Annotated in this window: 22 protein-coding genes and 1 pseudogene; 8 read left to right on the forward strand and 15 right to left on the reverse strand. The window is 72.0% G+C overall.

Features of this window, described 5'->3' with window-relative positions:
- Positions 1 to 89 precede the first annotated feature (89 nt).
- Positions 90 to 2,156, forward strand: coding sequence for an NAD(+) synthase (locus ACZ4SF_RS36745; RefSeq protein ID WP_468393159.1), 2,067 nt, complete (start codon positions 90 to 92; stop codon positions 2,154 to 2,156).
- Positions 2,157 to 2,291: 135 nt separating this feature from the next.
- Here ACZ4SF_RS36745 and ACZ4SF_RS36750 read toward each other — a convergent pair whose 3' ends face one another.
- Together ACZ4SF_RS36750 and ACZ4SF_RS36755 are read right to left on the reverse strand one after the other, a co-directional pair.
- Complete coding sequence (locus ACZ4SF_RS36750; protein ID WP_468393161.1) at positions 2,292 to 3,005, reverse strand: TIGR03943 family putative permease subunit; 714 nt, start codon at positions 3,003 to 3,005, stop codon at positions 2,292 to 2,294.
- Positions 3,002 to 4,021 carry a permease gene (locus ACZ4SF_RS36755; RefSeq protein WP_468393163.1) on the reverse strand — a complete coding sequence of 340 codons (1,020 nt, stop codon included), beginning with the start codon at positions 4,019 to 4,021 and terminating at the stop codon, positions 3,002 to 3,004. The genes ACZ4SF_RS36750 and ACZ4SF_RS36755 overlap by 4 nt, the downstream gene beginning before the upstream one ends.
- Before the next feature lie 159 nt (positions 4,022 to 4,180).
- On the opposite strand from ACZ4SF_RS36755, the gene ACZ4SF_RS36760 reads away from it, so the two are divergent.
- A complete protein-coding gene (locus tag ACZ4SF_RS36760; protein WP_468393253.1) occupies positions 4,181 to 5,995 on the forward strand; it encodes an NAD-binding protein in 1,815 nt (604 codons plus the stop codon).
- A 229-nt stretch (positions 5,996 to 6,224) separates the two neighbouring features.
- On the opposite strand, the gene ACZ4SF_RS36765 is transcribed toward ACZ4SF_RS36760, so the two are convergent.
- Positions 6,225 to 8,039 carry a S9 family peptidase gene (locus ACZ4SF_RS36765; protein WP_468393255.1) on the reverse strand — a complete coding sequence of 605 codons (1,815 nt, stop codon included), beginning with the start codon at positions 8,037 to 8,039 and terminating at the stop codon, positions 6,225 to 6,227.
- Positions 8,040 to 8,122: 83 nt separating this feature from the next.
- On the opposite strand from ACZ4SF_RS36765, the gene ACZ4SF_RS36770 reads away from it, so the two are divergent.
- Both ACZ4SF_RS36770 and ACZ4SF_RS36775 read left to right on the forward strand, forming a co-directional pair.
- Positions 8,123 to 8,962, forward strand: coding sequence for a class I SAM-dependent methyltransferase (locus tag ACZ4SF_RS36770; RefSeq protein WP_468393165.1), 840 nt, complete (start codon positions 8,123 to 8,125; stop codon positions 8,960 to 8,962).
- Between the two features lie 43 nt (positions 8,963 to 9,005).
- Positions 9,006 to 9,797 carry an SURF1 family protein gene (locus ACZ4SF_RS36775; protein WP_468393167.1) on the forward strand — a complete coding sequence of 264 codons (792 nt, stop codon included), beginning with the start codon at positions 9,006 to 9,008 and terminating at the stop codon, positions 9,795 to 9,797.
- A 389-nt stretch (positions 9,798 to 10,186) separates the two neighbouring features.
- Here ACZ4SF_RS36775 and ACZ4SF_RS36780 read toward each other — a convergent pair whose 3' ends face one another.
- The 7 genes from ACZ4SF_RS36780 to ACZ4SF_RS36810 all read right to left on the reverse strand — a co-directional run bounded on the left by ACZ4SF_RS36780 (position 10,187) and on the right by ACZ4SF_RS36810 (position 16,599).
- Positions 10,187 to 11,284: a hypothetical protein gene (locus ACZ4SF_RS36780; RefSeq protein ID WP_468393169.1), complete on the reverse strand. Its 1,098-nt coding sequence runs from the start codon at positions 11,282 to 11,284 to the stop codon at positions 10,187 to 10,189.
- 143 nt (positions 11,285 to 11,427) lie between these two features.
- Complete coding sequence (locus tag ACZ4SF_RS36785) at positions 11,428 to 12,108, reverse strand: SigE family RNA polymerase sigma factor (protein ID WP_468393170.1); 681 nt, start codon at positions 12,106 to 12,108, stop codon at positions 11,428 to 11,430.
- Between the two features lie 312 nt (positions 12,109 to 12,420).
- Positions 12,421 to 13,497 (reverse strand): aspartate-semialdehyde dehydrogenase, encoded by a 1,077-nt coding sequence (locus tag ACZ4SF_RS36790; RefSeq protein ID WP_468393171.1) that lies wholly within the window; start codon positions 13,495 to 13,497, stop codon positions 12,421 to 12,423.
- Positions 13,494 to 14,765 carry an aspartate kinase gene (locus ACZ4SF_RS36795; RefSeq protein WP_468393173.1) on the reverse strand — a complete coding sequence of 424 codons (1,272 nt, stop codon included), beginning with the start codon at positions 14,763 to 14,765 and terminating at the stop codon, positions 13,494 to 13,496. Before ACZ4SF_RS36795 ends, ACZ4SF_RS36790 begins: the two co-directional genes overlap by 4 nt.
- 165 nt (positions 14,766 to 14,930) lie before the next feature.
- The gene (locus ACZ4SF_RS36800) at positions 14,931 to 15,593 is read right to left on the reverse strand and encodes a DUF5063 domain-containing protein (RefSeq protein ID WP_468393175.1); all 663 of its coding nucleotides are present in this window, start codon (positions 15,591 to 15,593) and stop codon (positions 14,931 to 14,933) included.
- Positions 15,586 to 16,185, reverse strand: coding sequence for a recombination mediator RecR (gene recR, locus ACZ4SF_RS36805; RefSeq protein WP_201841170.1), 600 nt, complete (start codon positions 16,183 to 16,185; stop codon positions 15,586 to 15,588). Before recR ends, ACZ4SF_RS36800 begins: the two co-directional genes overlap by 8 nt.
- A 72-nt stretch (positions 16,186 to 16,257) precedes the next feature.
- The gene (locus ACZ4SF_RS36810) at positions 16,258 to 16,599 is read right to left on the reverse strand and encodes a YbaB/EbfC family nucleoid-associated protein (RefSeq protein WP_468393177.1); all 342 of its coding nucleotides are present in this window, start codon (positions 16,597 to 16,599) and stop codon (positions 16,258 to 16,260) included.
- 275 nt (positions 16,600 to 16,874) lie between these two features.
- On the opposite strand from ACZ4SF_RS36810, the gene ACZ4SF_RS36815 reads away from it, so the two are divergent.
- Positions 16,875 to 17,624: an SLATT domain-containing protein gene (locus ACZ4SF_RS36815; protein WP_468393179.1), complete on the forward strand. Its 750-nt coding sequence runs from the start codon at positions 16,875 to 16,877 to the stop codon at positions 17,622 to 17,624.
- Between the two features lie 336 nt (positions 17,625 to 17,960).
- Here ACZ4SF_RS36815 and ACZ4SF_RS36820 read toward each other — a convergent pair.
- Together ACZ4SF_RS36820 and ACZ4SF_RS36825 are read right to left on the reverse strand one after the other, a co-directional pair.
- Positions 17,961 to 18,665: pseudogene (locus ACZ4SF_RS36820) on the reverse strand (substrate-binding domain-containing protein); the annotation flags it as partial.
- Positions 18,666 to 18,884: 219 nt separating this feature from the next.
- Positions 18,885 to 21,095 (reverse strand): serine/threonine-protein kinase, encoded by a 2,211-nt coding sequence (locus tag ACZ4SF_RS36825; protein WP_468393181.1) that lies wholly within the window; start codon positions 21,093 to 21,095, stop codon positions 18,885 to 18,887.
- Between the two features lie 231 nt (positions 21,096 to 21,326).
- Here ACZ4SF_RS36825 and ACZ4SF_RS36830 point away from each other — a divergent pair, with 231 nt between their 5' ends.
- From ACZ4SF_RS36830 to ACZ4SF_RS36840, 3 genes are all read left to right on the forward strand, one after another.
- The gene (locus ACZ4SF_RS36830; RefSeq protein WP_468393183.1) at positions 21,327 to 22,682 is read left to right on the forward strand and encodes an aminotransferase class III-fold pyridoxal phosphate-dependent enzyme; all 1,356 of its coding nucleotides are present in this window, start codon (positions 21,327 to 21,329) and stop codon (positions 22,680 to 22,682) included.
- 114 nt (positions 22,683 to 22,796) lie between these two features.
- Positions 22,797 to 23,492: a GntR family transcriptional regulator gene (locus tag ACZ4SF_RS36835; protein WP_468393185.1), complete on the forward strand. Its 696-nt coding sequence runs from the start codon at positions 22,797 to 22,799 to the stop codon at positions 23,490 to 23,492.
- A 110-nt stretch (positions 23,493 to 23,602) separates the two neighbouring features.
- Entirely contained in the window at positions 23,603 to 24,253 is a 651-nt protein-coding gene (locus ACZ4SF_RS36840) for a hypothetical protein (protein ID WP_468393187.1), read from the forward strand.
- 61 nt (positions 24,254 to 24,314) lie between these two features.
- Here the strand turns inward: ACZ4SF_RS36840 and ACZ4SF_RS36845 are convergent, their stop codons facing one another.
- The 3 genes from ACZ4SF_RS36845 to ACZ4SF_RS36855 all read right to left on the reverse strand — a co-directional run bounded on the left by ACZ4SF_RS36845 (position 24,315) and on the right by ACZ4SF_RS36855 (position 26,300).
- Positions 24,315 to 25,076, reverse strand: a complete 762-nt coding sequence (locus ACZ4SF_RS36845; protein WP_468393189.1) for a hypothetical protein — start codon at positions 25,074 to 25,076, stop codon at positions 24,315 to 24,317.
- 11 nt (positions 25,077 to 25,087) lie between these two features.
- The gene (locus tag ACZ4SF_RS36850; protein WP_468393190.1) at positions 25,088 to 25,282 is read right to left on the reverse strand and encodes a hypothetical protein; all 195 of its coding nucleotides are present in this window, start codon (positions 25,280 to 25,282) and stop codon (positions 25,088 to 25,090) included.
- A gap of 562 nt (positions 25,283 to 25,844) precedes the next feature.
- A complete protein-coding gene (locus ACZ4SF_RS36855) occupies positions 25,845 to 26,300 on the reverse strand; it encodes a hypothetical protein (RefSeq protein WP_468393192.1) in 456 nt (151 codons plus the stop codon).
- Between the last annotated feature and the right edge of the window lie 80 nt (positions 26,301 to 26,380).

A 26,380-nucleotide genomic window follows, 5' to 3' on the forward strand; every position in this document is an offset into this window, starting at 1 on the left:
CCCGCGGCGACCGGTCAGGGGTGCCGGGCGGCTGGGATCTAGGCTTCTTCCTGGAGGAGATTCGCTTCGTCTGTGCGGTCTGTTGAATCATGAAGGAAGCCCCGTTGAACTTCTGGTCGATCTATCAGCACGGCTTCGCGCGCATCGCCGCGTGCACGGGCCACACCGTCATCGCCGATCCGCAGGCCAACGCCGAAGCGGTCCTGCGCCAGGCACGCCGGTGCGCGGACGAGGGCGTCGCCGTCGCCGTCTTCCCCGAGCTGGGCCTGTGCGGTTACTCCATCGAGGACCTGCTGCTGCAGGACGCGCTGCTCGACCGGGTCGAGGAGGCGGTCGCAACGGTCGTGGCCGGGTCCGCGGAGCTGCTGCCGGTGCTGGTCGTCGGCGCCCCGCTGCGTCACCGCCACCGGATCTACAACTGCGCGGTGATCGTGCACCGCGGACGCGTCCTCGGTGTCGTACCGAAGTCGTACCCGCCGACCTACCGGGAGTTCTACGAGCGCCGGCAGATCGCCGACGGCCACGACGAGCGGGGCGGCACCATCCGCGTCGCGGGCGCGGAGGTGCCGTTCGGGGTGGATCTGCTGTTCGCGGCCGAGGACGTGCCCGGGCTCGTGCTGCACACGGAGATCTGCGAGGACATGTGGGTGCCGGTGCCGCCGAGCGCCGAGGCCGCGCTCGCCGGGGCGACCGTGCTGGTCAACCTCTCCGGCAGCCCGATCACGGTCGGCCGGGCCGAGGACCGCAGGCTGCTGTGCCGGTCGGCGTCCTCCCGCTGCCTCGCCGCCTACGTCTACGCGGCGGCCGGTCTCGGCGAGTCGACCACCGACCTGTCCTGGGACGGCCAGACCATGATCTACGAGAACGGGGTGCTGCTGGCCGAGACCGACCGCTTCCCGCTCGGCGACCAGTACGCGGTCGCCGACGTGGATCTCGACCTGCTGCGGCAGGAGCGGCACCGGATGGGCACCTTCGACGACAACCGCCGGGCCCACGGAGCGCGCACCGGCGACTTCCGGACGGTCTCCTTCGAGCTGGACCCGCCGCTCACCGACCTCGGGCTGCGGCGGCGCGTGGAGCGGTTCCCGTTCGTGCCCGCCGACCCCGAACGGCTCGCCCTGGACTGCTACGAGGCCTACAACATCCAGGTCGCCGGGCTCCAGCAGCGGCTCGCGGCGATCGGCGGACCCAAGGTCGTCATCGGTGTGTCCGGCGGCCTCGACTCCACGCACGCGCTGATCGTCGCCGCCCGGGCGATGGACCGCGCGGGCCGGCCGCGCAGCGACATCCTGGCCTTCACCCTGCCCGGCTTCGCCACCAGCGACCACACCAAGGACAACGCCCACAAGCTGATGCGCGCGCTCGGCGTCACCGCGGCCGAGCTGGACATCACGCCGACCGCACGGCTCATGCTCAAGGAGATCGGCCACCCGTTCTCCTCCGGCGAGCCGGTGTACGACATCACCTTCGAGAACGTGCAGGCCGGCCTGCGCACCGACTACCTGTTCCGGCTGGCCAACCAGCGCGGCGGCATCGTCCTCGGCACCGGCGACCTCTCCGAGCTGGCGCTCGGCTGGTCCACGTACGGCGTCGGCGACCAGATGAGCCACTACAACGTCAACTCCGGCGTCCCCAAGACACTGATCCAGCACCTGATCCGCTGGGTCATCAGCAGCGAGCAGTTCGACGACGAGACCGGCAAGGTCCTCGCCGCGATCCTGGACACCGAGATCAGCCCGGAGCTGGTGCCCGGCGAGGAGATGCAGTCCACCGAGTCGAAGATCGGCCCGTACGCGCTGCACGACTTCACCCTCTTCCACGTGCTGCGCTACGGCTTCCGCCCCTCGAAGACCGCCTTCCTGGCCTGGCACGCCTGGCACGACCCGGAGGCCGGCGCCTGGCCGCCCGGCTTCCCCGAGGCCAAGCGGGTGGCCTACGACCTGGCCGAGATCCGGCACTGGCTGGAGGTGTTCTGCCGCCGCTTCTTCGCGTTCTCCCAGTTCAAGCGCTCGGCCATGCCCAACGGGCCCAAGGTCTCGGCCGGCGGTTCCCTCTCCCCGCGCGGCGACTGGCGCGCCCCGTCGGACGGCAACGCCGAGGCGTGGCTCAGGGATCTCGCCCGGTTCGACTTCGAGAGCGCCGGCTCCGGCCGGTAGCGGATTCCCTCACGGGTGCCGGTCACCCGGGGCACGCCGGTTCTCTCACGGGTACCGGTCACCCCGGGGCACGCCGGTTCTCTCACGGGTACCGGTCACCCCGGGGCACGCCGGTTCTTTCGCGGGTGCGCCTGCTCAGTTGTTCCAGGTCTCGTCGTACGGGTCGCGCGGCGCCGGCACCGGCCGCGCGGAGGTGACCGCCAGGTACGGGACAGGGCCGTCGTTGACCGGGTCGTGGGCCAGGCGGGGCGTGTATCTGCCCGTCACCTCCAGCCAGGCGTCCGGACGGAGGACCGGGGGCAGGGCGCCGGTCAGCGCGATCTTCACCGGCTGGGCGTCCGCCGCGCAGCAGTTGAGGGCCATCCGGACCAGGTACGGCCGGCCCGCGTGGTCCAGGGCGAGGAAGCCGGTGACGCGGACCGCACGGCCGTGCAGTGAGCGGCCGTGGCCGTAGGCCGCGCGGGAGGCGTAGTCCACGACCGAGAGCGGGGCCGGGTCGCCCGCGGGCAACGGGCCGTAGGCGTACGGCTTCTGCAGGGCCGTGCCGGAGCGCAGGGCGCTGTAGGAGCCGAGGGCCGGCGGGGCGATCAGGATCAGGGCGAGGAGAGGGAGCACCAGCAGCCAGGAGATCCGGGGTTCAGGATGGTGATGCCGCTCCGGGCCCCGCCGGGTGCGCCGGCGGTCGTAGCGGACCGTCGCCAGCGCGGCCACGACCAGGACCGCGCCCGAGGCCAGCAGCAGCGGACGCAGGTCCGCCTTGACGTACCGCAGATACAGGTCGGTGGTGCCCGCGTGCAGCAGGGCACCGCCGAGCAGGAACAGGACGGCCGCCTGGGCCTGACGGTTCACAGCAGCACCGCCCCGGTCAGGACGGCGCCCGCAACGGCCAGCGTGAAGGTGGCCGGGGCGAAGCGGAGCGCGAAGGCCCGGCCGAAGGTGCCGGCCTGCATCGCGAACAGCTTGAGGTCGATCATCGGGCCCACCACCAGGAACACCAGCTTGGCCGTCGGGGAGAACTGGGTGAGGGAGGCCGCGACGAACGCGTCCGCCTCCGAGCAGATGGACAGCAGCACGGCCAGTACGGCCAGGGCGAGCACAGAGAACACCGGGGTGCCGGCCGCCGCGCCCAGCCACTCCGCCGGCACCGCCGCCTTCAGCGTGGCCGCGGCCATCGCGCCGAGCACCAGGAAACCACCGGCGTGCACGGTGTCGTGACGCACCGCGTTCCAGAACGTCTCCCCCTTGGTCTCGCCTTCGTGCGCGCCGTGTTCCGGCGGGCGCAGCCAGTCCGTGCGGCCGAGGCGCTGCCACAGCCAGCCCATCGCGCAGGCCACCAGCAGGCTCGCCAGGAACCGGGCCAGGACCATCTCGGGGTGCCCGGGGAAGGCGACGGCGGTGGCGGTCAGCACGATGGGGTTGATCGCGGGTGCGGAGAGGAGGAAGGCGAGCGCCGCGGCGGGGGTCACGCCCCGGCGGACCAGGGCGCCGGCCACCGGCACCGACGCGCACTCGCAGCCCGGCAGCACCGCGCCCGCGACTCCCGCCACGGGCACGGCCAGGGCCGGGCGGCGGGGCAGGGCGCGCGCGAAGAAGGACGCCGGGACGAACACGGCGATCGCCGCCGACAGCAGCACGCCGAGGACGAGGAAGGGCAGCGCCTGGACGGTCACCGCCACGAACACCGTCATCCAGCTCTGCATCGGCGGGGTGCCGAGGAGTCCGCGGATCGGGGACTGGGCGAGCACTGCCAGGAGCAGCGTCAGCGTCAGCACCAGAGGGGAGCTGAGCCGGGATGCCTCCCGGCCGGGCGGGGGCGCGGGGTGCCCTGTGTCCTCGCCGGGCGGGGCGTCTTCGGTGATGGCCACGGGCGGTTACCTCCGGCTGCTGCTCTCCCTCCCCCTCACTACGCGAGCCGTCGCAGGGACGTTCAGGCCGTTGCTGGAACCACGCATCTCCTTGGGGCACTCTTTTCCCTTGTGGCGAGCGTTCCGAATCAAGGCGGCCCCGGGGCCCCACCGGCGCACATGGTGGTGTGCGGCGACGACGGGCTCGCGCACCGGCTGGCCGCCGAGTTGCGCGGGGTCCACGGCGAGCGGGTCACCCTCGTCGTGCCGCCGAACGGGCGCACCGCCCGGCCCCCGGTGGTCGGACGGACGCGGTCCGCGTCCGCGGCGCTGTTCGACAGGGTGGTCCATGCGGCGGTGGGCACCGTCGGCCGGACCGGCGGCGACGGCCGGCCCTCCGGCACCACGGGCGGCCAATGGGCGGACGGCGAAGAGGTACTGGAAGCCTTCGAGCTGACCGAGGAGGTGCTCGCCGCGGCCGGGGTGGCCCACGCCGCAGCGCTGGCGCTCGTGTACGACGACGACGAGACCAACATCCGCGCCGCCCTGACCGCCCGTCGGCTCAACCCGCGGTTGCGGCTCGTCCTCCGGCTCTACAACCGGCGGTTGGGCCAGCACATCGAGGAACTCCTCGACCAGGCAGCCACGCTGGCCGCCGGCAACGGTACGGGCGGGGCCGCGGAGGCCTCCACCACCGTGCTGTCCGACGCCGACACCGCCGCGCCCGCGCTGGCCGCCACCGCCCTCGCCGGCACCAGCAAGGTCGTCCAGACCGAGGGGCTGCTGCTGCGCGCCGTGGAACGGCCCTTGCCCGCGGACGGGCCGGACGCCGGCCCCGGGCTGTACACCCTCGCCCTGCTGTCGGGCGGCGACCCGGACGGGGGCGGGGAACAGCAGCCCCGGCTGCTGCCCGACGACGCCGAGGTACGGCAGGCCGCCGGGCGGCAGGCCGTGGTGCTGGAACACGTGTCCTCCGCGGGCGGCACCGAGTCCGCCGCGCCCACCCGCGCGGGGACCGTCGTACCGCCGCTCGCCTCGCTGTTCTCGCGCCGGCTGCGCTGGTCCGTGGCCGGCCTCGTGGGCTGTGTGGTCGCCCTTGCCGTCGCCCTGTGGCTGGTGACCGGGATCCATCCGCTGCGGGCGTTCTACGTCACCCTCCTCGACCTGTTCGCGATCGACGACCCGGCGCTCGGCGCGTCTCTCGGCCGCCAGCTGCTCCAACTCCTCTCCGCACTGGTCGGGTTGCTGCTGCTTCCGGTACTGCTGGCCGCCGGGCTCGAGGCGCTCGGCACCTTCCGCACGGCCTCCGCCCTGCGCAAGCCGCCCCGCGGTCTGAGCGGGCACGTCGTGCTGCTCGGACTCGGCAAGATCGGCACCCGGGTGCTGACCCGGCTGCGGGAACTGAACGTCCCCGTGGTGTGCGTCGAGTCCGACCCGGAGGCCCGCGGACTGGCCGCCGCCCGGCGGCTGCGGGTCCCGGTGGTGCTCGGCGACGTCACCCAGGAAGGCGTCCTGGAGGCCGCCAAGATCCACCGGGCGCGGACGCTGCTCGCGGTGACCAGCGCCGACACCACCAACCTCGAAGCGGTGCTGTACGCGCGGACCGTACGGCCCGATCTGCGCGTGGTGCTCCGGCTGTACGACGACGACTTCGCCACCGCCGTCTACCGCACCCTCCGGGCCGCCTACCCGCACGCCCTGACCCGGAGCCGGAGCGTCACCCACCTGGCCGCTCCCGCGTTCGCCGGGGCGATGCTCGGCCGGCAGGTGCTCGGGGCTGTCGCCGTGGAGCGCAGGGTGCTGTTGTTCGCCGCGGTCGATGTGGACGGGCATCCCCAGCTCGAGGGGCGGACCGTGCGGGAGGCGTTCCGGGCCGGGTCGTGGCGGGTGCTGGCGTTGCTGGGGCGGGTCGGTACGCCTTCCGGGCATGTGCTGGAGAAGGGGGACCGGGTGGTGGTTGCCGCCACTCGTCGGGGGCTCGCGGAGTTGAGGTGAGCCTCCAGGGGGCTCCGCCCCCTGGAGCCCCGTTCCTGCCCACCCGCCCACCCGACTCGGTCGGCTGACAAGGCGCCCTGAAAAGACACCCGCCGCAGTCGGCCGAGGAGACGACCCGAGCAGCCACCCGACTCGGTCGGCTGACAAGGTGCCCGGAAAAGACACCCGCCGCAGTCGGCCGAGAGGGTGGGGCGAGCAGCCGGCCGTCCCGGTCGGTGGTGGAGGTTTCCTACGCGGGCAGGTGTCGCTTCGCGAACTCCGTTTCCAGGCTGACCTGCTTGATCCGCTCGTCAACGACCAGTGATCCGTGCCCGGCGTCGTAGCGGTACACCTCGTGGAGCGCGCCCCGGCTCTCGAGTCTCTTGACGTAGTTGTCGATCTGGCGGATGGGACAGCGGGGGTCGTTGACGCCCGCCGAGATGTACACCGGGGCCTTGACCTGGTCGACGTAGGTCAGCGGGGAGGACGCCTCGAAGCGGTCGGGGACCTCCTCCGGGGTGCCTCCCAGCAGGGTGCGGTCCATGGCCTTCAGGGACTCCATCTCGTCGTGGTAGGCGGTGACGTAGTCCGCGACCGGTACCACCGCGATGCCCAATGACCAGGCTTCGGGCTGGGTGCCGAGCCCGAGCAGGGTGAGGTAGCCACCCCAGGAGGCGCCCGTGAGGATCAGCCGCGACGGGTCGGCGAGGCCGGAGGAGACCGCCCACTCGCGCACCGCGGCCACGTCCTCCAGCTCGATCAGACCCACCCGGTGCTTGAGGGCGTCGGTCCAGGCACGGCCGTAGCCGGTGGAGCCGCGGTAGTTGATGCGGATCACCGCGTACCCCTGGTCGACCCAGGCGGCCGGGCCCGCCGCGAAGGAGTCGCTGTCGTGCCAGGTCGGGCCGCCGTGCAGGTCGAAGACGGTGGGCACCGGTCCCGTGGCACCCGCCGGCCTCTGGATCAGGGCGTGGATACGGCCGCCGGGGCCCTCCACCCACGCGTCCTCCACCGGCACCGACGGCGGGCAGGCCATGCCCGGCGGGTCCAGGACCACACCGCCGGACGTGGAACGCACCGCCGGGGGTTCGGCGGCCGACGACCACAGGTACTCCACGCTGCCGTCGGGGCGGGCCGTCGCGCCGGAGACCGTGCCGGGCGGGGTGGGGATGCAGGTCAGCTCGCGGGCCGCCAGGTCGTACCGGAACAGCTCGCTGCGGGCCTCGAAGCCGTGGACGACGAGCAGGGCCGAGCCGTCCGGATACCACTCGGCGCTGACGTCACCGGGCAGGTCCAGGGCCAGGTCGGTCTCCTCGCCCGTGGCCACGTCCCACACCAGCGGCTCCCAGCGGCCCCGGCGCTGGTGACCGATGAGCAGCCGGGTGTCGCCGTCGACCGGGGCGAAGCCCAGCACCTCCAGGCCCAGCTCCTCGGTGCCGCCCTTGGTGTCGTCCAGCTCGGCGACCGTCGTGCCGTCCGGGCGGAGCACCCGCAGCGCCGCGTGCATGGCGTCGCCGTGCTCGGTGTGCTCGACGGCGATCAGGGTGCCGTCGTGGGAGAGGTCGCCGACGCCCGCGGACTCCCGGTGCCGGTAGATCTCGACCGGGTCCGCGCCCTCGGGGGCGAGGTGGATCGTCGTACCGTCCTCGTCCGTGGAGCGGCCGACGACCGCCGTGCGGCCGTCCCGGGACAGGGCCAGACCGGCGGGGTAGGAGGGGTCGAGGCCGGGCACCGCCGGATCGTCCGCGCCGCCCGTGAAGGGCTGGCGGCGCCAGATCCCGAACTCGTCACCGTCCTTGTCGTCGAACCACCAGATCCACGCGCCGTCCGGGGAGAGCACGCCGTCCGTCGTGCCGTTCGGCCGGAACGTCACCTGTCGCTGCTCGCCCGTCGCACGGTCCCAGGCGTACAGCTCGTACGTCCCCGTCGCGTTCGACACGAACAGGGAGCGGTGCGGCGCGTCCTCCGCCCAGTCGGGCAGCGACACCCGCGGCGCCCGGAAGCGCTTCTCCCAGTCCGGCATGTCCGGTGTGTGCTGCGTGTTCGGCGTACCGCTCTCACTCATGGCCCCAGTCATGGGCCCATACTGCCTGGCCGCGCCGACAATTGGGTGGCGGGTGTGCGCAGCCTGTGGATAACTTCGCGCGCATGAGCGCTTCCGTCACCTCCGCGTCCGTCCCCGAAGGGTGGCGCGAGGACAACCGGGCCATGTGGGACGACCGCGTTCCCATCCACGTGGCCGGGCCCTTCTACGACCTCGACGGCTTCCGCACCCGCCGGGACGACCTGCGCGACTTCGAGATCGCGGAGGTCGGCGACGTCACCGGGAAGTCGCTGCTGCACCTGCAGTGCCACATCGGCACCGACACCCTCTCCTGGGTGCACCACGGCGCCGGCCGCGTCGTCGGCCTGGACTTCTCCGCGCCCGCAGTCGAGGCGGCACGTGGCCTCGCGGCCAACCTCGGGTACGGCCCCGAACGGGCGGCCTTCGTCACCAGCGACGTGTACGAGGCGGCCGGGGCCGTGCCCGAGCCGTCGTACGACATCGTCTACACCGGGCTCGGCGCCCTGTGCTGGCTGCCGGACATCCGGCGCTGGGCGCAGACGGCCGCCTCCCTGATCGCCCCCGGCGGCTTCCTCTACCTCGCCGAGTTCCATCCGCTCACCGAGTCCCTGGACGACGAGACCGGGACCCGGATCGTGCGCGACTACTTCTCCCGGGACGCGCACGTGTGGAACGAGCCCGGCACCTACGCCGACCTGGACGCCGTCACCGTCCACAACCGCAGCGTGGAGTGGCAGCACACGCTCGGGGACGTGGTCTCCGCGCTCGCCGCGACGGGACTGCGCATCGAGTTCCTGCACGAACACGACGTGTCGCTCTTCCCGCGCTTCGAGAACTTCGAGGTCCGGGACGGCTACCACCGCTTCCCCGCGGGGCACCCGCGCATCCCCTTGATCTATTCACTGAAGGCGAGCAAGGGCTGACCCGCGGCCGGGCCGTGGGAGCGGGCGCCGTACCGTGGAGGGCGTGTACCGCTTTCTGCTGACACCCCGCTGGTGGGGCATCAACGTCTTCGTGCTGCTCGCCATCCCGTTCTGCATCTTCATGGGGTCGTGGCAGCTGAGCCGGTTCGAGGACCGGGTGCAGGATCATCGCACCGCGACCGAGCAGGCCGCGTCCGACGGGCACGGGGCCGCGCGCCCGCTGGAGTCGATGCTGCCCGTCGACAAGAGCACGTCGGGACGGCGGGTCAGCGCGAGCGGGCGGTACGGGAAGCAGCTGCTGGTGCCCGGACGGGAGCTGGACGGCAAGCGGGGCTTCTACGTCCTGACCCTGCTGCGCACGGACTCCGGCAAGGCGCTGCCGGTGGTGCGGGGGTGGCTGCCGGGTACGGCGGACGCCGCCAAGGCCCCCGCCGCGCCGTCCGGTGAGGTCACCGTCACCGGGGCGCTGCAGGCGTCCGAGAGCCCGGGGAGCAGCCGGGCGGGCGCGCAGGGCGGGCTTCCCGCGGGGCAGACCGGGGCGATCAGCGCGGCGTCGCTGGTGAATCTGGTGCCGGACGATCTGTACGACGCGTGGGTCACGCTGGACAAGGGCGACTCGGGGATGAAGGCCGTGCCCGCGAGTGCGCCGGACGGCACGGGGCTCGATCTCAAGGCGTTCCAGAACCTGGGTTACACCGGGGAGTGGTTCGTGTTCGCCGGTTTCGTCGTGTTCATGTGGTTCCGGTTGCTGCGGCGGGAGATCGAGTTCCAGCGGGACGCTGCGCTGGGCTTGGCTCCGGAGGAGCCGGAGCGCACACCGGTGCCCAGCAGCTGACCCGAGCCGGTGCGGGCCGGGGGTGGGACCGCTTACCGGCGCGCACAGGGTGCCGCCGCGCCCACCGGTGCCGCCCCAGCGGCACGACTGCCCGCGGCTGCGCAAGCGGTACAGCCGACGGCCCTGGACCCTCCCGGTGGCGCGGGGAACTGCGCGACCAGCCACGACGTGCCCACAGTCGCCGACACACCCGAGCCTCGACGGCGATCACGCCACCGCCCACTCACGGCTGAACGGCGACCCCGCAAGCGTCCACCGTCCACCACCCGCCCAAGGCTCAACAGCGACCCAGCAACCGTCCACCGCCCACCCGAAGCTCGACGGCGGTCACGCCACTGCGCACGCACCCGGGGCCGAAGCCACGGTGGCCGCTGCCGTGGAGGGGAGCGTCATGCCCCCGCCAGTACCCCGGTGTAGTACACCGTTCCCGCGCACTCGCCCGGTACGACCGCCGTCGTCGAGGGGGAGCCGGGGTCGGAGGTGTGGGTGACCGCGACACTGCCGTCGGCCGTGCCGTCCTCGGTGACCAGCTGGGTCGTGGTGCCCGACGAGGCGCCGGTGTCGGTCGTACCGCCGGTGACGCCCTCGCCCTGGGTCGGCGTCGGATCCGGCGTGGGACCGCCGGTGTCGGAGCCGCCCGGGTCGCCGCCGGTGGTGGGGCAGGTCTCCGACGGCACGAAGGCGAACTGCTCCTCGTATGCCGCACCGGGCTGCAGAACCAGCGCGGCGACCTCGCGCGACGGGTCGGGCAGCATCGTCGCCGCGTCCCCGGCCACATGCCGGACAGCGGCGATCTTGGTCGGGTCGGCGGCGCCCTGTGCGCTCGGCGTGATGGTGCCGGCACCGCCGACGGTGCAGGCCGTGCCGGAGACGTTGGTGACGCGGAACGTGCCGTAGACGACGCCCGCGGAGTCGGGGGCGTTCACGGAGCCGGTGGCGGAGCCCAGCTGGGCCGCGGTGCAGAGCGGGGTTCCCGGGGCCGCGGTGGCCGTGGCGTCGACGCCGCCGGTGGAGCCGCCGCTGTGGGTGCCCGGCTTGTCCTTCTCGCCGGTCTTGCCGTGCTCCTTGCCCGGCTTGACCGTCGCGCTGCCGGCGTTCTTGTCGCCGCCCTTCTCGGTGCCCTTGTCCTTGCTCTGGCCGCCGGTGCCGCCGTGGGCCTGGGAACTCTGGCCGACCATGCCGGTGTTGGTGTCGGTGCCGCCGGCGTGGGAGACGTGGACGAGGGCGGGGACGGCGGTGCCGAGGAACAGGGCCGCCGCGGCCATGCCCACCATCGCCTGGCGCTTGCGGGCGCGCCTCGTGGGGACTGCCCGGCGCAGGTGGTCCAGGGTGCCGGTGCGCGGTTCGATGTCGTCGACCGCCGAGTGCAGCAGCCGGCGCAGTGCCAGTTCGTCGGAGTCGAGTCCGTCGAATCCGTCGATTCCGTCGAGGCCGTCGAGACCCGGGCCGGGCCCCTTGGGGCCCTTGTCGTCGGGGCCGTGGTTCACAGTTCCGTTCCCAGCGTGCGATGGCGTGTGCTGTTGCCCGATGCGCCGTGTCGGCTCGTGCCAGGCGTAGGGCTCATGACGTTCATGGGAGTGGGTCTCGTGGGAGCGACCGTCATGGGAGTCGCCCCCTTCGGCGCGGTCGCTCATGCCGACGCCTCCATGGCCACCCGCAGCGCGGCGATGCCCCGCGACCCGTACGCCTTCACCGAGCCCAGGGAGATGCCGAGGGTCTCGGCGACCTGGGCCTCGGTCATGTCCGCGAAGTAGCGCAGGACCAGGACCTCACGCTGCCGGCGCTGCAGCCCCTTCATGGCCTTGATGAGGTCGCGGCGCTCCAGCTGGTCGTAGGCGCCCTCTTCCGCGCTGGCCATGTCGGGCATCGGCTTGGAGAGCAGCTTCAGGCCGAGGATGCGGCGGCGCAGCGTGGACCGGGAGAGGTTGACGACGGTCTGCCGCAGGTAGGCGAGGGTCTTCTCGGGGTCCCGGACGCGCTTGCGGGCCGAGTGGACGCGGATGAAGGCCTCCTGGACGACGTCCTCGCAGGAGGCGGTGTCGTCGAGGAGAAGCGCGGCGAGGCCGAGCAGTGAGCGGTAGTGCGCCCGGTACGTCTCGGTGAGGTGGTCGACGGTCGTGCCGACGGCCTCGGTCGTCACGGCGGCCGAGGTCTCCTCGGCGCCGTCACGCTGACTGGGTATGCGGGCGGGCCGCGCTGCGGGCATGGGCGCGATCACCGGCATGCCGCCGGGCGTGCGGGGCCGGAGCGCCGCGCGGGGCCGCAGGGCCGTACCGCCGCGGGCCACACTGAGTTCGAGTACCTCTGCCACGCCAGTTGGACACGTTTCCCCCCTCGGGGGTTGTACGTGCCGGACGTCACATGTGCGACAACCGACGGTGCCTCAAGTGCCGTCATGCGTCCCGCTCTTCCCTTATGTCCTATATGAACGGGCGTCCCCACGCCCCGATCACGGCGTCCCCACGCCAGGATCATCACGCCCTCAGGCCCCGCAAGGGTGACCGCAAAGACGCTCCCCGCCCTCCGTACGGTTGCGGAGAGCGGGGAGAAGAATCCTCTGCTGCCAAGAGGCACGGTTCAAGTGGTTTGGACCATGCTCCCGGCCACACTTCGTGCGTCGATCCTACAAAGCGGCCGGCTGGCCGCGGCCGGACGGCTCCGCCGCGATCAGCTCCGCGATCTGCGCGGTGTTCAGCGCCGCACCCTTGCGCAGGTTGTCCCCGCACACGAAGAGTTCGAGTGCGGTCGGATCGTCCAGGGCCCGGCGCACCCGGCCGACCCAGGTCGGGTCCGTGCCCACCACGTCGGCGGGGGTGGGAAATTCTCCGGCCGCCGGGTCGTCGCACAGCACGACACCCGGCGCGGTGGCGAGGATCTCGCGGGCGCCGTCGACACTGACCTCGCGCTGGAAGCGGGCGTGGACGGTCAGCGAGTGCGTGGTGACCACCGGCACCCGTACACAGGTCACGGCGACCGGCAGTTCCGGCAGTCCGAGGATCTTCCGGGACTCGTCGCGGACCTTCATCTCCTCCGACGACCAGCCGTCCTCGCGCAGCGAACCGGCCCACGGCACCACATTGAGCGCCACCGGTTCCGGGAACGGCCCGGTGTCGTCCCCGACGGCCCGCCGTACGTCCCCGGGCTTGGTGCCCAGCTCGGTGCCGGCCACCAGGGACAGCTGGGCCCGCAGCGTCTCCACGCCGGCCCGCCCGGCCCCGCTCACCGCCTGGTACGACGACACGACCAGCTCACGCAGCCCGAACTCGGCGTGCAGCGCGCCCAGGGCGACGATCATCGTCAGGGTCGTGCAGTTGGGGTTGGCGACGATCCCGCGCGGGCGGGACCGCACCGCGTGCGGATTCACCTCGGGCACGACCAGCGGCACGTCCGGGTCCATCCGGAAGGCGCCGGAGTTGTCGACGACGACCGCACCGCGCGCGGCGGCGATCGGCGCCCACTCGGCGGAGACCTCGTCGGGCACGTCGAACATGGCGATGTCGACCCCGGCGAAGGCGTCCTCCGTCAGGGCCGTCACCTCGACCTCCTCGCCGCGCACGGCCAGCTTGCGGCCGGCCGAGCGCGGGGAGGCGATCAGACGGATCTCGCCCCAGATGTCCGCCCGCTGGGAGAGGATCTGGAGCAAGACCGCACCGACGGCTCCGGTCGCTCCCACGACCGCGAGCGTCGGCTTTCCGGTCATCGTCCGGTGCCTCCGTAGACGACGGCCTCGTCGGAGTCCGAGTCGAGCCCGAAGGCGGTGTGCACGGCGCGGACGGCCTCCGGCACGTCGTCGGCGCGGGTGACGACCGAGATACGGATCTCGGAGGTCGAGATCAGCTCGATGTTCACACCTGCGTCGCTCAGCGCCTCGAAGAAGGAGGCGGTGACGCCCGGGTTGGTCTTCATGCCGGCGCCGACCAGCGAGATCTTGCCGATCTGGTCGTCGTAGCGCAGCGAGTCGAAGCCGATGCCGGAGCGGCTCTTCTCCAGCGCGTCGATGGCCTTGCGGCCCTCGGTCTTCGGCAGCGTGAAGGAGATGTCCGTCAGACCGGTGGAGGCGGCGGACACGTTCTGCACGACCATGTCGATGTTGATCTCGGCATCGGCGATGGCCCGGAAGATCGCGGCGGCCTCACCCGGCTTGTCCGGCACGCCGACGACCGTGATCTTGGCCTCGGAGGTGTCGTGCGCGACACCGGAGATGATGGCCTGCTCCACCTTCTGGTCCCCAATCGGCTCATTGCTGACCCACGTGCCCTGCAGTCCGCTGAAGGACGACCGGACGTGGATCGGGATGTTGTAGCGGCGGGCGTACTCCACACAGCGGTGGAGCAGCACCTTGGATCCGGAGGCGGCCAGCTCCAGCATGTCCTCGAAGGAGATCCAGTCGATCTTCCGGGCCTTCTTCACCACGCGCGGGTCGGCGGTGAACACGCCGTCGACGTCGGTGTAGATCTCGCAGACCTCGGCGTCGAGCGCGGCGGCGAGCGCCACGGCCGTCGTGTCGGACCCACCGCGGCCCAGCGTGGTGATGTCCTTCTTGTCCTGGCTGACGCCCTGGAAACCGGCGACGATCGCGATGTTGCCCCGGTCCAGCGACTCGCGGATCCGGCCCGGCGTGACGTCGATGATCCGGGCTTTGTTGTGGACCGAGTCGGTGATGACGCCGGCCTGGCTGCCGGTGAAGGACTGGGCCTCGTGGCCCAGGTTTTTGATCGCCATCGCCAGCAGGGCCATGGAGATCCGCTCTCCGGCGGTCAGCAGCATGTCGAATTCCCGCCCGGCAGGCATCGGAGAAACCTGCTCGGCGAGATCGATCAGCTCGTCCGTCGTGTCGCCCATCGCGGAAACGACGACGACAACCTGGTTGCCGTTCTTCTTCGCTTCCACGATCCGCTTGGCGACGCGCTTGATGCCCTCGGCATCGGCTACGGAGGAGCCTCCGTACTTCTGCACGACAAGGCCCACGTGCGCTCCTCGCTCGGTTCGTTTGTGTCGGCTCAGTCTAACGAGCGTCCGAATTCCACCATCCTGCTCCCGCATGGTGAGACATCGGACGCCCGCGTCGGGCACCTGCCCAGCCTGTGCCGCGCCACGCCGAAAGTGCCCCGGCTCACAGTGGCCGGTGCGGGGCTACTTCCCGGGCTGCATTCCCAGCGGTGCGCCGATCTCCTGGGCCATCACCCGGCCCGCCTCGATCTCCAGGGTCTCGTCGCCCATGATGGCCTGGTCGGTGTCGAGACCGTCCAGCTCCTCCAGCGGCTGTTCGAGGCGGACGTGGATGAGGACGGACTGCAGGGCGCGCAGCACCGCGGAGGCCGTCGGTCCCCAGTTGGAGAAGTACGAGAACTGCCACCACCACAGGGCCTCGGTGGTACGGCCGGCACGGTAGTGGACCATGCCGTGCCTCAGGTCGGTGATGATGTCGGCGAGGTCGTCGGAGATCCGGGCCGGCACCGGGGCCTTGCGGGGCTCGTACGGGTCGAAGACCTCGGAGTAGACGTCCACCGGGTCCAGCAGCCGGGCGAAGTTCTCGCGCAGCTCGTCCACGTCCGGCTCCGGGCCCGGGTCGGGCTCGTAGCGCTCGTCGGGGACGATGTCCTCGTGGGCACCCAGCCGGCCGCCGGCCAGCAGGAGCTGGGAGACCTCAAGGAGGAGGAAGGGGACCGTCGAGCCGGGCTCGTCGCCCCTCGCCACTTCCGTGACGGCCACCAGGAAGCTCTCGACCTGGTCCGCGACCTGGACCGCGAAGTCGTCCGGGTTCTGCGACGAGGCGTGCAGCGTGGCGTCAGACATCTAGGAGTCGTCTCCCCTCGAAGGCGCGGCCGAGGGTCACCTCGTCCGCGTATTCCAGGTCGCCACCCACCGGGAGGCCGCTGGCCAGGCGGGTGACCTTCAGGCCCATGGGCTTGATCATGCGGGCGAGGTACGTCGCCGTCGCCTCGCCTTCCAGATTCGGATCCGTGGCCAGGATCAGTTCCGTGACCGTCCCGTCGGCCAACCGCGCGAGAAGTTCTCGTATACGCAGGTCGTCGGGTCCCACGCCCTCGATCGGACTGATCGCGCCCCCGAGCACGTGGTACCGGCCCCGGAACTCCCGGGTGCGCTCGATCGCGACGACGTCCTTCGGTTCCTCCACCACACAGATGACGGAGGGGTCGCGGCGCGGGTCACGGCAGATCGCGCACAGCTCCTCCTGTGCGACGTTGCCGCACGTCGCGCAGAAACGGACCTTCGCCTTCACCTCCAGGAGCGCCTGCGCGAGCCGCTTCACGTCCGTCGGCTCGGCCTGCAGGATGTGGAAGGCGATCCGCTGCGCGCTCTTGGGACCGACGCCCGGGAGCCGCCCCAGCTCGTCGATGAGGTCCTGGACCACGCCTTCGTACAACGGAACGCCCTTCCTGGAGACCTTTCGGTACGTACGGTAGTTGGCTCACGCCCCCGCCCGGAAGGCGGTGGGTCAGAACGGCAGGCCCGGAATGCCGCTGCCGCCGCCCAGCCCCTGTGCCAGCGGGCCCAGTTTCTGCTGCTGGAGCGTCTGCGCGTTCTCGTTGGCCGCCTGGACGGCCGCCACGATCAGATCGGCGAGGGTGTCGGTGTCCTCCGGGTCCACCGCCTTCGGGTCGATCTTCAGCGCGCGCAGCTCACCGGCACCGGTCACGGTGGCCTTCACCAGACCGCCGCCCGCCTGCCCGTCCACCTCCGTGTTCGCCAGTTCCTCCTGCGCCCGCTGCAGGTCCTGCTGCATCTGCTGGGCCTGCTGGAGCAACTGCTGCATGTTGGGCTGGCCACCGGGGATCACGATCAGCTCCTCGCCGTCTGCTGCGACGTCCTGCTCCGACGTCTTCTCCGTCGTCTTTCTCCGTCGTGAACGAGCCTACGTGGTCCACGCGGCCATCGCCCCGCCACTCTTTCGAGTGAGAATGACGGTGGTCCTATACCTGATCAAGGCCCTCTTCTGGGCGGAAAAGCTGGGAAAGCTTCCTCTCCGCCACCCATTGGGCGGTAGGAAGGTGGCCGCACGTCGGCATGAAATGTCACGCAACGTGACTGGTCGTGATCAGTAGGGAGTGCCGGGTGGGTCAGCCGGAGATGCAGCCCGAGGGTCCGCCTCAGGACGGGCGGGGCGAGGGTGCGGCCGGGCTGCGGCCGGGCGATCTGACCGGGCGCGCCTTCCCGCACGGGGACTGGGGCGAGCCCGCCGAACGGCTGGACGAGCTGTACCGGTGGGTGGAGCGCCGGGCACTGGAGACGGCCGCCTGGTATCTGCGCGACCGGGTCTGGAAGCGGCGCGGGGCACAGGTGCTGCGGGTCGGCGCCGCGGCGGGAGCGGTGGCCGGGGCGGCGCTGCCGCTGCTGGACCTCACCGGAGTGGCCGGCGGGGTCGCGCCCTGGGGCTGTCTGGCACTGCTGCTCGCGGTCGCCTGCGTCGGCATCGACCGGTACTTCGGGGTCACGTCCGGCTGGATAAGGGACGTGGCCACCGCACAGGCCGTGCAGCGGCGGTTGCAGGCGTTCCAGTTCGACTGGGCGTCGGAGAGTGTGCGGGAGGTGCTGGGGCCGGCGGAGGGCACGGCGAGCGAGGCGGCCGAGCGGTGCCTGTCGGTACTGCGGCGCTTCTCGGAGGACATCACGGAGCTGGTGCGCACGGAGACCACCGACTGGATGGTGGAGTTCCGGACGGGGTCGGCACCGCTGGGCATCCAGACGGCGGTGGCGGCGGTGCCGCGGCAGGAGGCCGGGGGTGCGGGGGGCCGGTTCCCGCTGCCGCCGGCGAACGGAAGCCGGCCCAACATGCCCCGCCAGCGGCCCCCGGAGCCACGCTAGGCCCCCGGCGAGCCACAAATCTCCGCAGGCTTGCCTGACTGAAGCCCCCCGACAGGGCCGCGGGAAACCGCACGACCAGCCACAACCCACCCGCAGACCGCGACGCACCGTTGCCCCACGGCGCGGGGAACCGCACGACCAGCCACAACCCACCCGCGCCTGCAACCGCCCCACGGCCGCCCCGCGACCGCCCGCAGGCTTGCCCGGCTGAAGCGCCCCGACAGGGGCGCGGGGAACTGCGCGACCAGCCACAACGCACCCGCAGTCCGCGACGCACCGTTGCCCTACAGCGCTCCCCGGCACCCGGCACCCGGCACCCGCACCCCGCACCCCGCCCTACGCGCAGAGTTTCAGCCCCTCCGGTGTCCAGCACGGCACGTGCCCGTGTGTGCGGATGACGTCCTGGCCGTTTCCGCGGGACAGGTAGGTGAGGAAGCTCGAGGCCAGGGAGTCGGCGGGTGGGCTGCCGTAGGTGTAGGCGTATTCGATCTCCCGGTACGGATAGCCGCTGCGCCCGTGCTCGATCGCGTCCACGGAGGGCGCGCTGCCGTCCAGGGAGACGACCCGCAGCCCCTTGGCGCGTGCGGCCAGGTTCAGCTCGCTGTAACCGACCGCCCCGGGCAGCTCGGCCACCTTCGCCGGCACCTGGTCGGTCGAGTCCAGCTCACAGCGGGTGACCGGCGCCGACGGATCGTCCTTGTGGACGCAGTCGACGGACGAGTTGGCCATCTCGCCCCGCCCCGGCACCCGCCGCTGGAAGACCTGCCGGGTGCCGGAGTTGGCGTCCCGGCTGACCAGGTGCACCCGCAGTGCACGCCCGCCGAGCTGCGTCCAGTCGGTGATCTCGCCCTGGTACAGCCGGCGTACGTCCGCCGTGGACAGGTTCCGTACACCCGTCTCGCCGTTGACGACGAGCGCGAACGCGGACAACGCCACGCGGGTCTCGCGCAGTTCGGGCATGTCACCCGGCTTGGGGCCGTCGGACAGGGCGACGACCGCCGGGGATCCCTTCCCCTTCGCGGCGAGCCCGGCGGCGGACAGACCATGCTCGCGGACGCGACGATGCCCAGGACCGCCGTACCGACGGCGACGACGTTCTCCGTGCTCAGTCACTCCATGTGGGTGCCCCCGCCACTGCCCGGAGCCGGATGATGGTGGAGTCGCGGTACACGCCCGGACGGACCCGGACCGGACCCGTCCACGGAAGTTCGCCCACCGTTCAAAGCCCCCAGCGGACACGGCAGTTGGGCGCCCGCCCGGTCACCCCTTGCTGTACGTCAGGCTCTCTCCGCCACTCGCCTTCGCCCGCTTCAGCCGCCCGTCCGGCAGCAGGGTGACCTCGGTGGCCTCGCCCGGGGTGCAGGAGGAGGCGGGCTCACCGGTGGTGACGGTGGACGGGCCGATCTGCAACGGCCCGTTGCCACTGGGCTGTTGGGCAAGCTCGGCCGCGAAGACACAGTGGTACGAGCCACCGCCCTCGGTGGGGCCGTCCGCGACCAGGGTCAGCACGGTGTCCCCGACCTTTCCCTGCCGAATGGTGAGTTCCCGGGTGTTGGTCCCGTTGGCGTTGTCGATGGTGGTCTGCCAGGTGCCCAGGTAGGCGTCCGGGATCGCTCCGGCCGGGGAGGCGGACGCGGACGACGGCGGGCCGGTCGGTGTGGGCGCTCCCGAGGTGGCCGGCGGAACGGAGCCGTTCGTGGGCGCGGGGCTGACCGTGCCGGTGCCCTTGTCGTCCGTACCGCCGCCGTTCTTCATCAGCGCGTACACCGAGCCGCCCGCGCCCAGCGCGACGACCACCGCGATCACGACGAGCAGCGCGGTGGACCGGCCGTTGCGCCGCTCCGGCTCCTGCGGCATCCCCACGGTGGGCGGCCCGTACGGCGGGGTCGAGCCGAGCCCGCCGGCGTAGGGGTTGTACTGCGGCTGTGCCCCTCCCCAGCCGCCGGCACCGGGCTGCGGCGGATACGCGTAGGCGGCGTGCTGGGGGTGCTGCTGCGGATGCTGCTGGGGATGCGGAGCCCCGTACGCCCCCGGCAGGGCTGCGTACCCGGGCGGCGCCGGCGGCGGAGCCTGGGCCGAAATGGTGGGCAGATGATTGACGGCGCCCCCCGGCACGGCCCCGGGAGCCGCCACCCCGTCGGACACGGCAGCATGCTCGGGCGACCCTGCGCCGGCCCCCGCCCCGGTACCGGCGGCGGCACCCGCACCCGCACCCGCACCCGAGAACGGACCCGCACCCGCCGACGGCGACTGCCCCCCACCGGGAACACTCGCACCCGCCGACGATGGCCGGCCGTGTGGTGCGGGCGGGAAACCATCCCCCGGTGCACCCGCACCCGACGACGCACCGTTGCCACCGGAGGGCGCACTCACCCCCGCCGCACCCGGCGACGCACCGTTACCACCCGACGGCGCACTCACCCCCGCCGCACCCGGCGACGCACCGTTACCACCCGACGGCGCACTCACCCCCGCCGCACCCGGCGACGCACCGCCACCCCCCGACGGCGCACTCACCCCGGCCCCCGGAGAATCCGCACCGCCCTCGGGGTTCTCCACCTCCAGCAACTGCACGGCATGCCGTCCGAGCTGCGCGACCAGCGAACCGGGCAACCACGGATCCCGGGACCGCCCCCCGGCGACGGTGTCCCCCGCCCCGGTCCGCTCCAGAATCGCGTCCAGCGAAGGCCGGCTCCCCGGGTCCTTGCGCAAGCAGTCCCGCACGAGGTCGGCGATCCCCTCCGGCACCCCCGTGAGGTCCGGCTCCTCCTGGGCGATCCGGAACATCAGCGCGTGGACCCCGCTGTTGGCGGCACCGAACGGCAACGCTCCGGTGGCCGCGTACGCCAGCACGGACCCGAGGCAGAAGACGTCGCACGCCGATGTGATCCGGTCGCCGCGCACCTGCTCGGGCGCCATGAACCCGGGCGACCCGACGAGCGACCCGGTCCGGGTCAGTCCTTCGCCGCCGGCCGTGGTCGTCTCCAGCGCCCGCGCGATACCGAAGTCGATCACCCGCGGCCCGTCGATGGTCACCATCACGTTCGACGGCTTGAGGTCCCGGTGCACGATCCCCGCCGCGTGGATGTCCTTCAGCGCGTGCGCGAGCCCCGCCGCCAGGATCCGTACCGAGCGCTCGGGCAGAGCCCCGTGGTCGTGCCCGACCACCTGCTGCAGGCTCGGCCCGGCCACGTACCCCGTCGCCACCCACGGCACGGCCGCCTCGGTGTCCGCGTCCAGCACCGGCGCGGTCCAGTACCCGCCGACCCGCCGCGCGGCCTGCACCTCCTGCCGGAACCGCGCCCGGAACTCCTCCTGCTCGGCCAGTTCCTCGCGGACGAGCTTGACGGCGACGGTACGGCCCCGGTCCGAGCGGGCCAGATACACGTGCCCCATACCGCCCGCACCGAGCCGCGCCAGCAGCCGGTAGGCCCCGATGTGCTGCGGATCCCCCGGGCCCAGCTTCTCCATCCCCGCGCCGCCTTCCCCCCATAGGTATGCAACGAACGAGAATAGTGCGGTCGTAGGACAGCGCGCCCGGACTGCTGTCTACGGTTCCGTAACAGGCGTGCGCGGCCGTGCCCGCCAGGCCTGCCCGGGGCCTGCCGGGCCCCTGCGTCGACAACCTGTCGCGGTTTGGCCCTGCCCACGGAACAAGACGCCGATGTCGCTTCCGCATCGCGGACATTTACCCTCGGCCGCATGACCCCTCAGCCCAGCCCCGAAGCCGGCGCCGCAGTGAAGGCCGCGGACCGTGCGCACGTCTTCCACTCCTGGTCCGCCCAGGACCTCATCGACCCGCTCGCCGTCGCCGGCGCCGAGGGGTCGTACTTCTGGGACTACGACGGCGCCCGGTATTTGGACTTCACCAGCGGTCTCGTCTTCACCAACATCGGCTACCAGCACCCCAAGGTCGTCGCGGCCATACAGGAGCAGGCCGCGAAGATGACGACGTTCGCGCCCGCGTTCGCCGTCGAGGCGCGCTCGGAGGCGGCCCGGCTGATCGCCGAGCGGACCCCCGGCGACCTGGACAAGATCTTCTTCACCAACGGCGGCGCGGACGCCGTCGAGCACGCGGTGCGCATGGCCCGGCTGCACACGGGCCGCCCGAAGGTGCTCTCGGCCTACCGCTCGTACCACGGCGGCACCCAGCAGGCCATCAACATCACCGGCGACCCGCGCCGCTGGGCGTCCGACAGCGCCGGCGCCGGTGTCGTCCACTTCTGGGCGCCCTTCCTGTACCGCTCCCGCTTCTACGCCGAGACCGAGGAGCAGGAGTGCGCCCGGGCGCTGGAGCACCTGGAGACGACGATCGCCTTCGAGGGCCCGGGCACAATCGCCGCGATCATCCTGGAGACCGTCCCCGGCACGGCCGGGATCATGGTTCCGCCGCCCGGCTACCTGGCGGGGGTGCGCGAGCTGTGCGACAAGTACGGCATCGTCTTCGTCCTGGACGAGGTCATGGCCGGCTTCGGCCGCACCGGTGAGTGGTTCGCGGCCGACCTGTTCGGTGTCGTGCCCGACCTGATGACCTTCGCCAAGGGTGTGAACTCCGGTTACGTGCCGCTCGGCGGTGTGGCCATTTCACAGCAGATCGCCGAGACCTTCGCCAAGCGGCCCTACCCGGGCGGCCTCACCTACTCCGGGCACCCGCTGGCCTGTGCCGCGGCCGTCGCCACGATCAACGTGATGGCGGAGGAGGGCGTCGTCGAGAACGCCAAGCGGCTCGGCGAGAACGTCGTCGGCCCGGCCCTCGCCGAGCTGGCCGCGCGGCACCCGAGTGTCGGCGAGGTGCGCGGCGTCGGCATGTTCTGGGCGCTGGACCTGGTGAAGAACCGGGAGACCCGCGAGCCGCTGGTGCCGTACAACGCGGCCGGCGAGGCGAACGCCCCCATGGCCGCCTTCGCCGCTGCCGCCAAGCAGCACGGCCTGTGGCCCTTCGTGAACATGAACCGCACCCACGTGGTCCCGCCCTGCAACACGACCGAGGCCGAGCTGAAGGAGGGCCTGGCCGCGCTCGACGCCGCTCTGAGCGTCGCCGACGAGCACACCGTGTGACCGTACCGTGCCTGCCGCCGGGCCGATCCGAACGCGTAAGGTGACGTGCTCGTAGGACGTCGTAGGACAGTGACGTCGTACGACGGAGACGAGCACGGAGGAGAGGCCCGGACCATGCCCGGCAACGGCGCCGTGACGCGCAGCACCCTGCGCCAGCAGATCGCGGACGCGCTCCGTGACGAGGTGCTGGCCGGGCGGCTGCGCCCGGGCCGGGCGTTCACGGTCAAGGAGATCGCCGACCAGTACGGCGTCTCCGCCACCCCTGTCCGCGAGGCGCTGGTCGACCTGTCCGCCCAGGGCATCCTGGAGGCCGACCAGCACCGCGGTTTCCGCGTGCCCGAGTACTCGGTCGCCGACTACCGGAGCATGATCGAGGCGCGCATCCTGGTCACCGACGGCATGTTCCAGGCCCTCGCCGAAGGCCACCCCGCCTTCCGCACCCCGCCCGAGGACCCGCGCACGGCAGCGGCCCTGACCACTGTGCGCCGCCGCGGCGAGGAGGCCCAGCGGGCCGCGGCCGCCGGCGACCTCACGGTCCTGATCGGCTACGACCTGCGGTTCTGGCGCGAGCTGAGCGCCCTGTTCGGCAACCCCTACCTCGGCGACTTCCTGCACCGCCTGCGCGTCCAGTCCTGGGTCTGCGCGGTGCAGCACCTGCTCCGCCTGCCCGACCTGCGCGGCCGGCTCTGGGCCGGTCACACCGAGCTGGTCGACGCACTGGCCCGCCGCGAGGCCGAGACCGCCCGGGCGATCGTCGCCGCCTCCAACGCCCAGTCGCTGACACTGCTGGAAGACCTGACCAACGGGTAAGTGACCGGTACGGTCCGCACGGGGGAGCCGCTCCCGGGCCGTACGGACTACCCTGCCCTGACCACCTGCTGCCGTGCGTGATCGCGCCCGCCGATGCGAGGAGCCCTCTTTTGGCCTGTGACCTGTGGCTGGTACCGCTCGTGGACGTGTTGTGCCACACCCCGGACAACCCCTTCGCCGAGGAACTCGCGCAGTACAACAAGGCACTGGCCGACGCCGGCCTGCCGCCGGTGCCGGTGTACCAGTACATGCCGGGCCTGTCCGGTGACGTCGCCCCGGTCGCCGGTTTCGACTACGACGCCCTGCACTTCCTGCGCCGGGCCTACCTGCTCCAGGTCTGCGGCCTGCCGGTGACCCCGGTGGACGAACTGGGCGGTGACTACGAGCAGTTGCTGGAGATGTTCGAGTCCACAGCCCAGCAGTCCCACCTGGTCTGGCACTACGACCACGCGGGCGCCTACGTCCCGGTCGACTTCCCGCACCCCTTGTCGAACGAGGAACTCCTCGCGGGCGGCGGCCCCCTGGGCAGCGCCCAGACCCTGCTCCGGGAACTCCAGTACGTCGCCCCGACCATCGGCATCGACCCGGCGAACCCCCCGGCGGCCCCGGCCCCGCCGACGGCCCCGACCGAGCTCGAGGAACCGGCCGTCCCGGCCCCTTACGACCCCAGCCCCTTCGCGCGCGAACGCCACGTGTGGCTCGGCCTGCACGCGGCGGCGACGCGGTCCCTGGCCCAGGGCTCGATGATCGTGTTCAGCTGAGCGCCGGCCCCGCCCGCCGGTCACCCCCGTGCGGTGAAGTGACCGGCGGACGGCGGTGAGGTCAGGTGCAGGGGTCGGTCGGTTCCCCGGCCTGTTCCGCCGTGCCCGGTTGCGTCGCGTTCAGCCTCGTGGCGAGATCCCCGGCGTCACGGCCGACGAATTCGTCGCGGAGGGCGAAGTTCGGGTCGGCCGAGGGCAGGGCCGACTCCTCGGCGTCGGGCTCGGTCCGGGTCCGGCCCTCGAACTCGCCCTGTCCGAGCACGCCGTGGTCGTAGGGGATGGTGGACTCGTCACCGAGTCCCCGCCACGCGCCGGGGACGGGGTCGTCCCCGGGCGGGCACTGCGGGGCCTGCCACTGCAGCGCCATGACATAGCTGTGGCCGGGTTCCATACGCGGCTCCTGCGCCCCGGACATCTCGATCCGTTCGCCGTCCTCGTTCTGGTGCCACCCGAAGGCGTTCCAGTCGAACGTGGAGGGTGCCTCGTGGGCCGGCTTCTCCCTGGCCCAGAGGACCTTGTCGACTCGCAGCTTCACCTTGCGCATGACCGGGCCCGCGTCACCCTCGGGGTTGTCGGGGTCACTGGTGTCCGGCTCGATCGCCGAGTCGTCCAGAGCCGTGACGACCACCGCGTAGTCCGCGTACGTCACCCAGTCCTGGGCGGTCCTGGACGGGTAGCGGTCGTTGCCCTCCGCGAGGATGACCCCCTTGTCCTGCGCGTGGTCGTCATCGGCCGACCGGCCGTACGCCACGGTGGCCAGTGCGCATGCGCTCACGGCGAGTGCGGCGGTCGCGCCGATCGCCGCACGTGTCCTTCTGCTCATCCGGGCCCCCGTCAGTACACGCTGTTGATGTTGCGCCTGTTGTTGTCGCCGAGCCCTTCGGAGCCGACGTTCTTCTTCATGCAGCCCAGGCGGGAGTCCTGCATGCCCACGATGGGCATGGCGTGGTCACCGTGGACGAAGCCGACGGCATGCCCGGTCTCGTGGCAGACCAGGCCGGAGGACCAGTGGCCCGGCTCGATCTTCACGTACTGCTGGTCGCACTTGTAGATGCCCGAGGCGGCGTTCTCGCAGTAGGTGTAGCCGTTGTCGCTGCCGGAGACGGTGGCCCTCGCTGTAGTAGATGTCCGTCTCGGAATCCCCCGACCAGGACGGCGTCGAGTCGTAGCTGACCGAGAGATCGGTCGGGCCGTACTCACTGGAGAGCACGTACCGGACGGTGTTCTTGTCGTCGGCCTCCAGCGCGTTGCTGCCGCCGGAGTCCATGTAGTAGGTGAGCTGGGCGTTGTCGGTCTGGCAGAGGATGCCCTTGCGGCAGGGGACGTCGTAGTGACTGGTCGGGATGATGTTGTCGATGGTCCTCGCGGCTTCGGCGTCGGTGCCGTCGGTGGGGAGGTCGTCCGCGGGGCTGGAAGGGGCCGTGGCGAGCACGGCCCCGAGAGCGAGAGCGAGTGCGCCGGCTGCCCGGCCGGCATGGCGCAGGGAGGCACGCGTCAAAGTTTCCCCCGGTGTCTGGAAGTTGCCAGGTGCATGCCCATTGCGCCCCACACGAGCCACTTCCGCAACACACATTCACATCCGGAACAGGTATCAACTCTTCCACGGGGAAGGGCAGTTGACGTTTTCCGGCGCACGCAGTGCCTTCTTGACCCGGGCTCGTTCGAGCGTCAGCGCCTCACCCTGGAAGACACCCGGCTCCAGGCCGTCGCGCTCGGGGACGGCGATGAGCAGATGCTGCCCGGCCCGCACCTTCCGCCGGGCGTCCGTCCTGCCCGGGTCGACGACGTCGAGGGTGATCCGGCGCTGCCCCCGGGCGGGCTTGAGCCACTCCGTGACGTCGAGCGTCACCGCGATGCGCCCCTTCTGCCCGGAGGGGGCGGTCACCGACACCACATCGCCGATGACCATCGTCGTGGAGCAGGCGACCCACTCGGGGCCGGACTGCCCGCGGTCTCCTCGCGCCGGCCCCTCGCCGCCACAGGCGACGAGGGCCACGGCTGCTACGGCCATTCCTGCGGCGGCGGTACGGATACGGGTCACTGACACGCTCTCCTCCCTGGTCCTGCGGCACGGCGCACCGCACCGCTTCGACGCAGCAGGACGGCCGAACGTTCAGCGGTTCTCCG

The sequence above is a fragment of the Streptomyces sp. NPDC027663 genome (assembly GCF_055566415.1).